The organism is Pseudarthrobacter naphthalenicus (assembly GCF_029076445.1).
Taxonomy (GTDB): Bacteria; Actinomycetota; Actinomycetes; order Actinomycetales; family Micrococcaceae; genus Arthrobacter; species Arthrobacter naphthalenicus.
Genome location: NZ_JARESG010000016.1, coordinates 61,311 through 75,565 on the forward strand (window position 1 = coordinate 61,311; position 14,255 = coordinate 75,565).

The following is a 14,255-nucleotide window of genomic DNA, read 5'->3' on the forward strand; positions in this document are numbered from 1 at the left end:
TGTTATCGATGGAAACCTGTTGCCGTTCGTCATGGTTTCGCCGCCCGGCGCACGGGCCCGGTATTGCCAGGGCGGCCTGGAGGCGGGAACCATGACGATCGGCGGATTTTTCGCCGAGATGGTGCAGTCAGGCTCGCTGTTCATGGCCATCCCGCTGGCCATGATTGCCGGCACCGTCTCCTTCATCTCGCCGTGCATCCTGCCCCTTGTCCCGGGGTACCTGGGCTACGTCTCCGGAATATCCGACCCCACCAGGGCAGATAACCGGCGTCGTGTGCTGGCGGGGGTAGGACTGTTTATTCTCGGATTCGCGGCCGTTTTCACCCTCTATGGTGCGGCGTTCGGTGTGATGGGCGGTTGGCTGGTCCGCTGGCAGGACACGCTGATCCGGGTGCTGGGTCTCTTCGTCATCCTGATGGGTTTGGTCCTGATCGGCAGGTTCCCGTTCCTGCAAACCACCAAAAAATTATCGTTCAAGCCCCGGACCGGCGTTGCCGGGGCCCCGCTCCTGGGGATTGTCTTCGGACTGGGGTGGACCCCGTGCATGGGGCCCACCCTCAGCGCGGTCCTGGCGCTGAGCACCACCACCGGTGATCCATGGCGCGGCGCCCTGCTCGGCTTCCTCTACTGCCTCGGGCTGGGGATCCCTTTTGTTCTGGTCGCTTTGGGCCTGAACTGGGTGAGCCGGACGCTGGGGTTCATCCGCCGGCATATCCGCGCCTTCAATATCGTGGGCGGCTGCTTGCTGATTCTGGTCGGAGTTCTGATGGCTTCGGGTGTCTGGATGCTCTGGATCTACCAACTGCAAAACCTTGCCGCGACTATCACCACCCCTGTCTAGGAGGTACCAAAACATGAAGTCACACCGCCCCGGCTTTCCAGCCCCTGTCCCGCTGCCGGCGCGGCGGGGCGTGCTGCTGGGCGCAGCCTCGGCCGCGATCCTGCTGGCCGGCTGCGCCGCACCGGACGACACCTTGGCTGCCCAGGCCAAGGCCGGAGACAACAAGAACTACATCGCCGGGGACGGCTCGGTCTCCGAATACGCCACCAACACCCGGGGCGCTGCAGTTGAAATGACCGGCAAACTCTTTGACGGATCGGTTGTCAGCTCCACCGACTGGAAAGGAACCGTGACAGTCCTGAACGTCTGGTACGCCGCGTGCGCGCCGTGCCGCAAGGAGGCCCCCGACCTGGAAGCCCTGCACCAGGAATTCAAAACCGACGGCGTTCGGTTTTACGGGATCAACGTCCGCGACACAGCCGCCACCGCCGCGGCCTTTGCACGCACCTTCGGCACAACCTACCCCAGCATCAACGACGCAGACGGCGGTGTCCTTCTGGCCCTGGCCGATCATGTCCCGCCGCGCGCCGTGCCAACAACCCTGGTCCTGGACAAACAGGGCAAGGTCAGCGCCCGCGTCCTTGGCTTGGCCGAGAAGGGCACACTCAAAGCGCTGGTCAGCACTGCGCTGCAAGAATCCTGAACTGTGGCGAGCACCCGCAGTCCCGTGGCGTACTTCCGGCCTGCGGGTGGGCGCACTCATGTTTTGGGCGTTCTTCTACAACGCCGTCGGCGTCCCGGTCGCGGCCCTGGGTCTGCTTAATCCGATGATCGCAGGCGCCGCGATGGCAGCCAGCTCGGTCCTGGTTGTCAGCAACTCTTTGCGGCTGCGCCGTTTCACCAGGCAGAAGACGTCCGGGGCCCCGGCCACGCCCGCACCCGCACCCATCCGCTGATCAGGAATCAGGGGTGCCTGCCGCGAGGTGAACGATCCTGCGCGGGCATGGAGAAGGCCGGTGATGCGCCGCCCCCAAGGCAGCGAATCACCGGCCTTCACGTTCCTATTAGCCCGCGCGTACGAAGGTGACAGCACCCTTGGATGTCATCCACGTCAGGGGGTGGACTGCGGTTTCGTTCTTGCCGTTCAGACCGGAGCTAAGCACCTGGCCGTTGCCGACGTAAATTCCTACGTGGCCAGGCTGCATCACCATGTCACCGGGCTGCGGGTCCGTGACAACCGTGCCGTAGTTCATGAACTGCATCGGACCGAGGTCCCCGACAGGGATCCCGGCAGCATTAAGGGCGTTTTCCACCAATCGTGTGCAGTCCTGAATCATGCCAATCTGGGCGTAGGCGGCCGAAACCATCGTGGCATTCACTCCGCCTACTGCAGGAGCGGCCGCAGGTGCAGCCGCCGGCGTGACGGTGATCTGAGCCTTTGCCTTCGCAACGGCAGGCGCCGCGGCCGCGGTTGCCCGGGGGCCTCAACGACAGGTTTGGGTGCTTCCACGACCGGCGCCGGCGTGGTCTCCACGGCGGGACGCTCGTAGGAGATCCGGACCGTGGAATCTGCGCTGAGCGGAGTCTGTACCTGGCCGGTGAGCTCCAGGTTTGAGGTCGGCTCCGCGTCCCGCTGGGCCGGGGCCTCTGCTGCCTGTGCGGCGATGCCGCTGGTCAGGACGAGCCCGGAAGCCGCTGCGATGACGGCCGCCTGACGGCCCACACCGCCGGCGTTGTCAGCGACGGATTTGGACAGGACCGCAAGGGCGCTGGTCTGGACGGGGACCGCGCGGCGGCGGCCGTGTGCTTTGCGAATGGGCATGAAAGGGCCTCTCCCACTGCCTGCGAGGTTAGCTGTCGGATTCGGATGGGAGACACCCGGCCGCAGTTCCAGCGCAAAGCTGGAGGCGCGGCTTCACCCCAAGGCCTGCCCGAAGCAGGCCACAATTGGTTTCCCCGTCTCTGCCGGACGAAAGTTTGCGAACGGATCCCGAGGCAGCGGCAGAGTTAGGCAATCTGCTCCGGAGTGCCGCTTTCGGAGAAACCGGCACGGCTTAGACCCTACTTCGCCCGAGGCAAATTGTCACATTTGCATAACGGCGCGTCGTGAGTAATCTAAGCTACCGCTTGCCCCAGCATCCCCCAGATCATCGGCCAACTCGGCGACTTCGGCGATCAGGTCCTTATTCTCATACGCCCAGACCGCCCCCGCAGCGTCATGGCGTTCATTGGCCACCCCTGAGGCTTCGGCCCAAAGCGGCCCCAGCCAGTCGAGCCGCCTGTTCCGGCAGCATTGCCCGTGTCGCCGCGACCTGTCCCCGGCCGCCTGCTTCTCCTCGACCCACTCCTTCAAATAACGTGTCGCGTCGGCGTTGCTTACTCCTACTACTACTAATCCACAAGACCTCCGCCTCGCGCGAGGCGCCTCGCTGTGTTGCCCCCTCCGGGGCCACTTCCCCCGTTCGACCGGGGCTTCCACACCGGGCCCGCCGTTATTGGGGTGGCCTGTGAAAAAATGAAATATCCGACGCTAAAGCTTTTTTCGATTCGCCGGGCGACCCCAGAGTGCCCGGCCCAATCGCACCCGCTTAATGGCATGTCTGACCTTGACGACTGCCGGTGGAGTCTTGCGTTCAGCCTTGCTTCGTCATGCAAGGGCCGCGTGCCCAGCTCCTCCGCTTGGCTGTGGGGAAACCCGCCTTTCTGGTCCTATCTTCCACAGGCGTCCCTGTGTAGCGTGGCGGGAGCACGAAGTCTGTGCGATTTGGTCCGTTCCGGTGAATCGGAAAGATCCGCTTCGTCGGGCGGGAGTCGGGGATGAAAGGGTGTCGATGTGAATCTCGTGACCCAGTCGTTATTTCTGGTCGGTTTTCCTATGGCCGCGGCTGTCCTGGGCTCAATCATCGCGGCGTTCAAGCCGCCGGGCCCGCAACTCTCCAGTGCAATCCAGCATTTCGCTGCCGGCGTGGTGCTGGCTGCGTTGGCCGGGGAGGTGCTGCCGGAGCTGCGGGCCGAAGGAAATCTAGGGTTCGCAGCTGCCGGGTTCGCGGGAGGTGCGGGTGTCATGCTCGCGTTGGGCGCGCTCGGCCGGAAAATCGACAGGGCATCCCCGGTGACCGGTTCCCTGCCTGCAGGCCTGCTCGTGGCCGTCGGAATCGATCTTCTTTTGGACGGACTGCTCGTTGGGTTGGGAACGGTTCTGGGTGCCAGGCAGGCGCTGATCCTGACCATCGCCCTCACCATCGAAATCCTCTTTCTGGCTTTGTCCCTGACGGTCGGGCTCAAGGGCAGGGGTCTATCGGGTGTACGTGCCGGGTCTATGAGCAGCGCACTCGGGCTCCTGACTGCAGCCGGTGCGGTCGGCGGCGCTTTCTTCCTCGGTGGGGCCAGCGGCGAGGTCCTGGCTGTGGTGTTGGCTTTTGGTGCGGCTGCGTTGTTGTATTTGACGGTCGAGGAGCTGCTGACCGAGGCGCACGAGCAGGAAGAGACGGTGCTCCTGGGTGCGATGTTCTTCCTCGGATTCCTCGTCATCTACGTCCTCGGCGCCCTATAAAAAGGGGGCACTGGATCCATGGACGCCGCGGCACGATGACGGGCTTCGGGACTGGTCCACCCTGGACTGTCGAACGGCCGCACCACATCGGAAATCCGGGAAATGAACCACCACCCCACCGTTATCTGATCATATGATAACTTGTTCATATGAGCCGACGACTTCAGTCAATTCCCGACCCTGACGGCACGTCCGGGAAGAACGGGAACAACAGCGGTGAAGGCACGCGGGTTGAGGTCCTGCAGGGGGCGTTGCCCTCGGCGGAGGATGTCGAACGGGTGGCGGCTGTGTTTAGGCTGATGGGCGACCCGGGCCGGGTCAGGATCCTTGCCACGCTGCTTGAAGCCGGCGAGGTGTGCGTGCATGACCTTGCCTCGGTGAGCGGGCTGAGTGAATCCTCGGTGAGCCAGGCTCTCCGGCTCATGCGCGCACACCGTGTCGTGGAAACCCGCCGCGCGGGCCGCGTCGTGTTTTACCGGCTCGGCGACAGCCACGTCCGGATGCTGCTGGACCTCGCAATCACGCACGCCAGCCACTCCCCGCTGGTTACCGCAGCCCCAGCCCCCACTGAGCCCCGCACCACCGAACAAATCCACCAGGAGTCATCGTGAATACTTCACCCAGCCCGCTCACCTGCCCCAAATGCGGTGCGGAGATGCGTCCCTACGAACGCAACGGCATCATCATCGATCAATGCGACGGGTGCCGCGGAATTTTCCTGGACCGCGGCGAGCTCGAGTCCCTGATGGACGCCGAAGCCTCGTTCTACGCAGCCCGGAACCCCGCACCCGCGAGCCTGCAGCCGCCGTACGGCCAGTCTCCGTACCCGCAGCCCCCTTACGGTCAGCCTGCGTACCCCGAGCGTCGGGACGGCCACCACGATTCCGGGCACGGGGACCGTGGCGGGCATCGCAAACGCGGCGGGTTCCTCGGGGACCTGTTCGGCTGATCCCCGAAGCCTTCCACCATCACCCCTTTAGCCCTGACCGCCCTGACACTGTGAATTGAGCACGCATGGCAACCGACACCCAGCTTGACCTGAAGACCGTGCTGCCCGAGGCCCTGGATGAACAGGACGCCTGCGTCCAGCAACTGACCGACGGCCTGCAGGCCCGGCAGGGCGTTATCAATGCCCACGTCAAACGCCCGGAGGGCGCCGACGGGGCGCAGCTGTGCGTGCATTTCGAACCCGGTGTCATCAGCCTGGGCAGGATCCGTGAGCTGGCCGTGTCCCTGGGGGCGCGGGTGGACAGCGACTTCGGCCATCTCAGCCTCGATGTGGACGGCATTTCCAGGCCCGCCCGGGCGCAGCTGCTCGAACAGCGGCTGCGCGGCCTGGACGGCGTGGCGGAGGCCCACGTCTCCGCGACCGGTTCCGTCGCGGTCGAATACCTCGCGGACCGGACCTCGGAGAAGGCGGTCACGGACCTTCTCACGCGCTTCGGGACACCACCACGCCCGGGCCGGCCCGGGCCCGCCAAAGCACCTGGTGCAGGTGCCGGCGAGGCCGCCGCACCCAAAGCCGAAGCGCACGACCACAAACATGAAAAGCATGAAGAGCATGATCACAAGCATGGCGGGATCTTCGGTGAGCGCAGCGAGCTGATCTTCGCGATCCTGTGCGCCCTGACGCTGGCCGCGGGTTTCCTGCTCGGGCTGAGCCCAGCGGTGCCGGACGCGGTCTCGACGGCACTGTATATCGGCGCGTATTTCTTCGGCGGCTACTACACCCTGAAGGAAGCCATCCAGACGGTGATGGCCAAGCGGTTCGAGATCGATTTCCTCATGCTGGTCGCGGCCGCCGGCGCCGCGGTGCTCGGGGACCTGGCCGAGGGCGCCCTGCTGCTGGCGCTGTTCAGCATCGGCCATGCCCTGGAAAGCTACGCCATGGGACGGGCCCGGCGCGCCATCCAGGCGCTGGCCGAACTCGCCCCGGACACCGCACTGGTCAGACGCGACGGCATCGAGAAGGAGATCCTTGTCGGGGAGCTGAGGCTCGGCGACACCGTCATCATCAAACCCAACACCCGCATCCCCTCCGACGGTTACGTCACCGTCGGCCAGAGCAGCGTAGACCAGTCAGCCGTGACCGGGGAAAGCATCCCCGTGGACAAGGCCCCGATCGGGGCGCAGGCCTCCCGGAAGGAGGCGGACATCCCGGCCGAAAGCCGCATCTACGCCGGAACGGTCAACGGGCCCGGCGTTCTGGAGATTGAAGTGACCCGGCTGTCCAAGGACTCCACGCTCGCCCGCGTCGTGCGGATGGTCAGCGAAGCCCAGGCCCAGATTTCGCCCACGCAGCGGTTCACGGACCGCTTCCAGCGCGTGTTCGTCCCCGCCGTGCTGATCCTCGTCGTCGTACTGCTCTTCGCCGGCCTCGTCATCGACGAACCCTTCTCCGCCACGCTCTACCGGGCCCTGGCCGTCCTGGTCGCCGCCAGCCCCTGCGCCCTGGCGATCTCCACCCCGAGCGCCGTCCTGTCCGGTCTGGCCCGGGCAGCACGCGGCGGCCTGCTCATCAAAGGCGGCGGACCGCTGGAAAACCTCGGCACGCTGCGCGCAATCGCCTTCGACAAAACCGGGACCCTCACGGAGGGAAAACCGGAAATGACCGACGTCGAACCGGCCGACGGCGTCAAGGAAACGGAACTGCTCAACGTCGCCCTCGCCGTCGAGTCCCAAAGCGACCACCCGCTGGCCTCCGCCATCGTGACGGCTGCCCGCGCCCGGCTGGACGGCACACCCCTCCTGACTGCCGGGGCAGTCACCAGCATCACCGGGCGCGGGGTCAGCGCCCTGATCGACGGCGAACAGATCCACATCGGCAAGCAACAACTCTTCACCGAAATCGACGGCGCCCCGTTGACCAGGGACATCACCGACTCCACCGCCCGGCTCGAAGCCGCGGGGCGGACCACCATGGTCGTCCGCCGGGGAACCCGGTACCTGGGCGTCCTGGGCCTGATGGACACACCCCGGGACTCCGCCGCACCGGTCATCACCCGGCTGCGCGCCGCGGGCATCCGGCACATGATCATGCTCTCCGGCGACAACCAGACCGTCGCCGACGCGGTCGCCGGGAAGCTCGGACTCGATGAGGCCCGCGGCGACCTCCTGCCCGAAGACAAGGTCGCGGCCGTGATCGACCTGCGCGGCCGGGAACACAAGGTCGCCATGGTCGGTGACGGCGTCAACGACGCACCGGCCATGGCCAACGCCACCGTCGGGATTGCCATGGGCGCCGCCGGCTCCGACGTCGCCATGGAAACCGCCGACGTGGCCCTCATGGGCGATGACCTGCAACGGCTCCCCTTCGCCGTGAACCTCAGCCGGCAATCCAGCCGGATCATCCGCCAGAACCTCTGGGCCAGCCTCGGCGTCGTCGCCATCCTCATCCCGGCCACCATCACCGGGACCATCGGCATCGGCCTCGCCGTCGTGATCCACGAAGGATCGACCCTGCTCGTTGTCGCCAACGCCCTGCGCCTCCTGGCCTACCGTGAACCCAAAACCAAATAGCGTCCCTCCACGCTCGGGACGCGTCCAGGGGCGCGGGCCACGTCTGAGACCACAACACCCGTACCACCCGCGGCCGGAACGGAGCCCGTGACGGCTGACACTCGTCAGGACTACCTCTGTTGGGGTCTTCAACTTCTGAGTCCGGCCCCGCCTATGCTGTGGTGGTGTTGAATGGTTTCGGGCCACTGCGCCGGCGTTCGAATAAAGTGCGTGTTTGGTGCCATGGGAATGATCCCGTCGAGTTCCTGATCAGTGTCCTTGGGCGTCTGACCAGGCACGACACCCGGACATTTCACGTCGTGGCTATCATGGCTGCGGGATGTGGTGCTTCACCCGCGGTTTGTCATTCGTGGTCACACTGTCCAGAAGCACGTTCGGAAAGATTTTAAAGGATGAATCGGTGCAGAACATTTTTGTTGCGTCGGGCCTTCAAGCCCTGAGCACAACGCCTACTCCCGGTCCTGGGAATGACGGGTTGAGACCGGGTCTGACTGCGGACCAGGTGACGCCGGGATTACTCGGATTCGTGATGACAGCGTTTATGGTCATAGCTGTTGTGATGCTCATGGTGTCCATGACGCGGCGGATTCGCCGGGTGCGCTACCAGGCGCAGTTCTCCGCCTCAGGACAGGACAGCGGGGAAGCGCCCGGTGGAACGGTGGATACCGTTGCCGAGCAGCCGGGCGCTGAAGCGGCACCGCCAGCGGACAGATCTTCAGCCACCTGACACCATCCCGTACGTTGCTGTACCGCAGGCCCGGTCCGCGTGTCTTTTTACGCCCTGGGAATATCCGCCGTTGACGCGCGGCTTCCCAGCGCTGCACGAGAAAGTAGAGGCCTCCGGGCAGCGCTGTGGATGCATCTCCCATGAGTGCCAGTGTTGGCGATATGCCCGGCTCTCGGGCGTGAATCCCGATCCCGCGCTGCCGTTGACAACGGCTCCATGTAGCCAAGGAACTCGGGACCCTGGCTCCTGCCGAAATAGACGGCCTTCCTGCGAAGCTGTCATGCCTCATGACCCATAAGGTGATCCGCGCCACCAAGGCAGCCGTGTCCCCGGCAAAGGAGGCGTCGATGGTCTTCTGCCGTTCCTTGGCGGAGGCAGGTTCCTGCTGCTGGCAAAACGCCAGCACGGACGGCTAGGGCTAGGGTTCGAGGTGTCGGGCGCCCATTTGCAGGACACAGGTGGCGCTGAAGCAAAACCCGCCCGTCGCCCACTGGCGTTTATCGGCATAAATGTCGAGCTGTCTGGCTGGGCCATACACTCCGCCGGCCGCACCCGCTGTCCGCGAACCCAACAGGACGGGACCCTCCGCTAAAGGGATGTCTGCAACAAGTGCACAGCTCGGGCCTTAAACTGGCGGAGCCCCGGTCAAATAGCGGTTGACCGAAGCTCCGATCGCATTATGCTCACATCAAGCTTGTAGTTCGCTGGGCGGGCAGAAGGGTACCGGCTTTTCGGACGCGACGGGTCAGCGATGTTGCAGTCCTAAGGGTTCACTGCCTGGCGCTACTTGCTGGTGGGCGCCGGCGCCGGGGTGATGCCGCACGCTTGGAGCAATGCCGTGACCGAGGTGGCCGGGACCTGGTCACCGGCCTTCGCGATTTGCTCAAGAGGGGTGGTGACCTCGGCCGGGACGCCTGCGGCCTTCGCTGTCGAGAACAGGCCTGAGAGGATCTGCTGGTCCTATGCGCTGAGCTGCCCGTCCTGCAGAGGCGAGCAGATCTGGCCGCGTACCGCGTCGGCGGCCGCCGTGGCTGCCTGCGAAGCGGCGTCGCTGGCGGCGCCTTTCACTGCGTCCTGCACCTGGCCACAGCCAGTCACAAGCAGAATGAACGGGGCCGCGATGACAGCGGCAAGACGACGATTCATGCCCTCATCGTAGTCGCGGCACCCGAGACGCACGAACGGTCGGGGCCGCGGGCCAACGGGCGGTGATGCTCCGGGGGAACACCTTCAGGACAATCGATTTTGCCTGGTGGCCTGCCGGACAGCGTTTCCTTCCCGGCGCCGCCGAGCAGCATCAGGTTGCTGCCCAATCCGCCGCTTCCCGTTCGCACCACAGGGAAGGCCCCGTCGGATACGCTGTGCCGCGCGGGCGGATGCCCGCGGTCCGGGACCATTGAGGGTTTGGGCGAAACGGTCATCGGCCACAACAGTTGGTCGAACGCTCGTTTTCATACCCTGTCAGCCGCATGATCCACGCTATACGTCAGGAAAGCATTTCCTAATTATTCCAGTTGAAGTTAGGCAAGCCTACCCTCTATGGTGGCGCAGTGACTCTCCCCCTTGAAATCGCCGGGGTTGCCTTTGCCGCGGGGCTTGCCCGCCATGGCGACCGGCCCGCCATCCTTAACGGCGCCCGTGCCGTCACCTACAGTGAACTGGCCTGGCGCGTGCAGGATTTTGCGCACCGTCTGGGCACCTCCCGACGGCTGATCGTGCTCGCCGCCGACAACAGCATCGACGCCCTCGTGGCCTACCTCGCCGCGCTCTCCGGCGGCCATCCGCTGCTGCTGGCCCCCGCCGGCAACCCCGCCGCCCTCGCCTCGCTCGTGGCCGCCTACGATCCGGACGTCGTCATCCGCCCCGCTGCTGGCGGGCCGGGGGCGAATGCGCTGGAGCTCGATGAGGTCCGCACCGGGACCATCCACGAGCTGCACCCGGACCTGGCACTGCTCCTGAGCACGTCCGGCTCCACAGGGTCCCCCAAGCTCGTGCGGCTTTCGCACAGCAACCTGCAGTCCAACGCCGAATCCATCGCCGAATACCTGGGCATCACCGCCGATGACCGCGCCATGACCACCCTGCCCATGTACTACTGCTACGGGCTCTCGGTCATCAACAGCCACCTGCTCCGCGGTGCCGGGTTGGTACTGACCGGCCTGTCCGTGGTGGATGAATGCTTCTGGCAGCTGTTCCAGAACCGCGGCGCCACGTCCTTTGCGGCCGTGCCCTACACGTTCGAACTGCTGGACCGTGCCGGTTTCGCCGACCGGGACCTGCCCACCCTGCGGTACATCACCCAGGCCGGAGGACGCCTGGCCCCGGAGAAGGTGACCCGCTACGCACGGTTGGGCCGCAGCAAGGGTTGGGATCTGTTCGTCATGTACGGGCAAACCGAGGCCACGGCCCGGATGGCTTACCTGCCACCGCACCTGGCCGAGGCGAACGCCGGAACCATCGGCGTCCCGGTGCCCGGAGGAGAATTCCGGATCGACCCCGTTCCCGGCCCGGATGACCCTGGAGGCCCGGTTGACCTTGGACAAGGGCACCACGGTGAGCTTGTCTACAGCGGGCCCAACGTGATGCTCGGCTACGCACAGGAGTCCGCAGACCTCGCCCTGGGCCGCACGGTGCAGGAGCTGCGCACCGGAGACCTCGCCCGGCAGCACGCCAACGGGCTCTTCGAGGTGGTGGGACGGCGCAGCCGCTTCGTAAAAATCGCGGGCCTGCGGATCGACCTCGGCCAGGTGGAAAAAATCCTCGCCGGCCTCGGCCTCAACGCAGCCTGCGCCGGGACGGACGCCGGACTGATGGCCGCCGTCGAAGGAACCCACGACGAGCGGATGCTCGCCAAAACGCTCGCCCAGGAGCTCAGCCTGCCGCGCGCCGCCGTCGCCGTTCACGCCGTCGCCGAGCTGCCCCGCCTAGGGACCGGCAAGACCGACTATCCCGCCGTCCTTGCCCTCGCCGCTGTCTCTCCCGGAAGCGGGAAGCCGCCTGCCGCCGCCGTGCCGGGCTCAAGCACCGGGGCGCGCGGCACCGGTGCTTCCGGCACCGCCGTCGTTCTCGGAAGCGGACCTGACGAGGACGGCACGGACCCCGCCGCCGGCGGGTCCCCCGAGGACGTGAAGCGGATTTTCGCTGACGCCCTGGAGCGTGAGGACATCGGCGACGACGATACATTCGTCTCGCTGGGCGGCGACTCACTGTCCTACGTCGCGGCGTCGGTCAGGCTGGAGCGGGCTCTAGGCCACCTGCCGGCCAACTGGCACGTGACGCCCGTCAAAGACCTCACACCGCGCGGGACAAGCCAGCCCAAGCGCCGGCTCCGGCGGATCATCGCGCCGCTGGAGACCAGCATCGTGCTGCGGGCCGTCGCGATCCTGACCATCATCAGCACCCACATCGACCTGATCCGCTGGCCGGGGACGGCCCACATCCTGATGGCGGTGGCCGGATACAACTTCGCACGCTTCCAACTGGACGGGCAGAGGCTTCCCCGCCTTCGGCGCCAACTCCGCAGCCTGGCCAGGGTGATTCTGCCCACCGTGGCGTTCATCGGCGCTGTGATGCTGCTGTTAGGTGACAAGTTCCACTACACCACCGCCAACCTGTTCCTGCTGAACACCATGATCGGGCCAGCCGAGTGGACGGACGCCTGGCACTTCTGGTTCATCGAGGTGCTGGTCTACGTCCTGGTAGGCATGATCGCGCTGCTGTCCATCCCCTGGGCGCACCGTGCGGAGAAACGCTTCCCGCTGGTCTTCCCTGTGGCGCTCGTGGGCTTCGGGCTGGTGTACCGCTACAACCTGGTGCCAGTTGACATCCTGCACACGCGCCCGGTCCTGTGGCTCTTCGCCCTGGGCTGGGCGCTTGCCCGGGCCCGGACGTGGCCGCCGCGCCTGGCGCTTTCCATCCTGGCGGCGCTGACCCTGCCGGGCTACTTCGATGACCCCTGGCGCGAAGCAACCATCCTGGCGGGTATCCTGATGATCGCGTGGCTTCCGGCCATCCCGCTGCCCCGGGTCCTTCACCGCGCCGTCGCAGTGGTCGCCAGCGCGTCGCTGTACATCTACGTCACCCACTGGGTCGTGTTCCCGGACTTCAAGGAGGGCCAGCCGGAACTGGCCGTGCTGCTGTCCGTGGCTGCAGGCATCGCCTACTGGGCCATCGCAGTGCGGATCATGGGTGCCGCGGAACGCGGCCAGTCCCGGCTGTGGAGGCGCTGGAAGGCCCGACGGCGGCACACAACTCCCGGATAGACCCGGGAGGCAGTCAGTGGCGCGCCCCGTCCGGCCGGTTCCCCGCAAACGGATCGGATGCAGTCAGCAGGCCTGCCGCCAGCCCAAACTACGCCCCAGCTAGGCAGGTGGCTACTTCCGGAGGCTTTTCTGTACCTTGCGGCCGCGGATGACAACGCCTGCGCTGTGAAGCACCAGCCCCACACCGATGACGGCCAGCGAGGCGATCGTCAGGGTCTCGTTCCTGGAAACTTGCCCCACAACAGTGAGAACGATTCCGACGGCGATCGCCCCCATCGCACCGAAAACAACGGCCTTGTAGGACGAGGATGCCGTCGCCCAAAACTCATTCAACACCACCCCAGCATACCGGCCGCCGGCACGTACGCGGTGGCGTTCATCGCGTTCGCCTGGGACCTCGCCAAGAGCAGCAAAACGCTCCGCGCAGTGGATCTGAAAGCAGCCGCGGCTGCCGCGGCACCGGCCAGGATTCCGGTGGCGGTCGGACTGGGTGCCGGCGCAATTGACGGCCCAGCTGACCGGGCCGACACAGATGTCAGCGGGCCCGCGGGACGGGCCGAGCGGCCGTCCTCGGCCACCGGCGGCGCGTCACACGCAGAAGAGCCAGCCGCCGGGCAGCTGGCGGACCCCGGCATGCGCCACGGTGCCGAACGCCGCGTCCCGGCCCGCGTTGCCGTGGCACTGACCGTACTGGGCGCGCTCATCCACGCCGCCGGCGTGATCACCCGGGCCATCGGCGCAGGCCGGGTGCCGTGGGGGAACATGTACGAATTCCTCACCACCGGAGCGTTCGTGGCGGTAGCTGTCTTCCTGGTGGTGCTGATCCGCCGCGACCTCCGCTTCCTCGGCACGTTCGTGATCGGCCTGGCCATCATCATGCTCGTGGCCGCCTCCGTGTTGTACTGGACCCCCGTGGGGCACCTTGTTCCCGCGCTGCAGAGCTACTGGCTGGTCATCCACGTCTCCATCGCGGTGCTGTCCTCGGCACTGTTCACCCTGACATTCGCCATGTCCGCGCTGCAACTGGTCCAGTCTCACCGGCAGAAGACCATCGCGTCCGGAGGCGCGGACAAGCTGGGGTTCATGCGCCTGGTCCCCAACGCGTTGAGCCTGGAAAACCTCTCCTACCGCATCAACACCGTGGCGTTCGTCGGCTGGACGTTCACCCTCATGTTCGGCGCTATCTGGGCCGAGAAAGCCTGGGGCCGCTTCTGGGGCTGGGACACCAAGGAAGTCTGGACCTTCGTGATCTGGGTGGTCTACGCAGGCTACCTCCACGCAAGGGCCACCCGCGGCTGGACCGGCACCCGTGCGGCCTGGCTGTCGATCGTGGGTTACCTGTGTGTGGTCTTCAACTTCTCCATCGTGAACCAGTTCTTCAACGGCCTGCACTCCTACTCAGCGCTGTGATGA

The 14,255-nt window shown here is 65.9% G+C and carries 11 protein-coding genes, 2 pseudogenes and 1 riboswitch; of the genes and pseudogenes, 10 read left to right on the top strand and 3 right to left on the bottom strand.

Translation table 11 applies throughout. The annotated features are described in order from the left end of the window. The first annotated feature begins 91 nt into the window (after nt 1-91). From PY310_RS15560 to PY310_RS15570, 3 genes and pseudogenes are all read left to right on the top strand, one after another. The gene (locus PY310_RS15560; protein ID WP_275215404.1) at nt 92-841 is read left to right on the top strand and encodes a cytochrome c biogenesis CcdA family protein; all 750 of its coding nucleotides are present in this window, start codon (nt 92-94) and stop codon (nt 839-841) included. A gap of 13 nt (nt 842-854) precedes the next feature. Then, nucleotides 855-1,484, top strand: coding sequence for a TlpA family protein disulfide reductase (locus tag PY310_RS15565; RefSeq protein WP_275215376.1), 630 nt, complete (start codon nt 855-857; stop codon nt 1,482-1,484). A 58-nt stretch (nt 1,485-1,542) separates the two neighbouring features. Further along, nucleotides 1,543-1,737 (top strand): annotated as a pseudogene (locus PY310_RS15570) (hypothetical protein); the annotation flags it as partial. Nucleotides 1,738-1,845: 108 nt separating this feature from the next. Here PY310_RS15570 and PY310_RS15575 read toward each other — a convergent pair. Then, a pseudogene (locus tag PY310_RS15575) lies at nt 1,846-2,603 on the bottom strand (NlpC/P60 family protein). 3 nt (nt 2,604-2,606) lie between these two features. Further along, a riboswitch (cyclic di-AMP (ydaO/yuaA leader) is annotated at nt 2,607-2,769 on the bottom strand. Nucleotides 2,770-3,614: 845 nt separating this feature from the next. Between PY310_RS15575 and PY310_RS15580 the strand changes: the two are divergent. From PY310_RS15580 to PY310_RS21570, 5 genes are all read left to right on the top strand, one after another. After that, the gene (locus PY310_RS15580) at nt 3,615-4,334 is read left to right on the top strand and encodes a ZIP family metal transporter (RefSeq protein WP_275215377.1); all 720 of its coding nucleotides are present in this window, start codon (nt 3,615-3,617) and stop codon (nt 4,332-4,334) included. Between the two features lie 149 nt (nt 4,335-4,483). After that, nucleotides 4,484-4,945: an ArsR/SmtB family transcription factor gene (locus tag PY310_RS15585; RefSeq protein WP_275215378.1), complete on the top strand. Its 462-nt coding sequence runs from the start codon at nt 4,484-4,486 to the stop codon at nt 4,943-4,945. Continuing rightward, nucleotides 4,942-5,283, top strand: coding sequence for a TFIIB-type zinc ribbon-containing protein (locus PY310_RS15590; RefSeq protein ID WP_275215379.1), 342 nt, complete (start codon nt 4,942-4,944; stop codon nt 5,281-5,283). Before PY310_RS15585 ends, PY310_RS15590 begins: the two co-directional genes overlap by 4 nt. A gap of 65 nt (nt 5,284-5,348) precedes the next feature. Then, nucleotides 5,349-7,853, top strand: coding sequence for a heavy metal translocating P-type ATPase (locus tag PY310_RS15595; protein WP_275215380.1), 2,505 nt, complete (start codon nt 5,349-5,351; stop codon nt 7,851-7,853). Between the two features lie 529 nt (nt 7,854-8,382). Then, nucleotides 8,383-8,580 carry a hypothetical protein gene (locus tag PY310_RS21570; protein WP_342755755.1) on the top strand — a complete coding sequence of 66 codons (198 nt, stop codon included), beginning with the start codon at nt 8,383-8,385 and terminating at the stop codon, nt 8,578-8,580. Between the two features lie 960 nt (nt 8,581-9,540). Here the strand turns inward: PY310_RS21570 and PY310_RS21575 are convergent. Continuing rightward, complete coding sequence (locus PY310_RS21575; RefSeq protein ID WP_342755756.1) at nt 9,541-9,726, bottom strand: hypothetical protein; 186 nt, start codon at nt 9,724-9,726, stop codon at nt 9,541-9,543. Nucleotides 9,727-10,130: 404 nt separating this feature from the next. On the opposite strand from PY310_RS21575, the gene PY310_RS15610 reads away from it, so the two are divergent. Beyond that, the gene (locus PY310_RS15610) at nt 10,131-12,842 is read left to right on the top strand and encodes an AMP-binding protein (RefSeq protein ID WP_275215381.1); all 2,712 of its coding nucleotides are present in this window, start codon (nt 10,131-10,133) and stop codon (nt 12,840-12,842) included. A 111-nt stretch (nt 12,843-12,953) separates the two neighbouring features. On the opposite strand, the gene PY310_RS15615 is transcribed toward PY310_RS15610, so the two are convergent. Next, nucleotides 12,954-13,178, bottom strand: coding sequence for a DUF3188 domain-containing protein (locus PY310_RS15615; protein WP_275215382.1), 225 nt, complete (start codon nt 13,176-13,178; stop codon nt 12,954-12,956). On the opposite strand from PY310_RS15615, the gene ccsB reads away from it, so the two are divergent. Next, nucleotides 13,170-14,252 carry a c-type cytochrome biogenesis protein CcsB gene (gene ccsB / locus PY310_RS15620; protein WP_275215406.1) on the top strand — a complete coding sequence of 361 codons (1,083 nt, stop codon included), beginning with the start codon at nt 13,170-13,172 and terminating at the stop codon, nt 14,250-14,252. The two genes, PY310_RS15615 and ccsB, sit on opposite strands and share 9 nt — an antisense overlap. Nucleotides 14,253-14,255 lie beyond the last annotated feature (3 nt).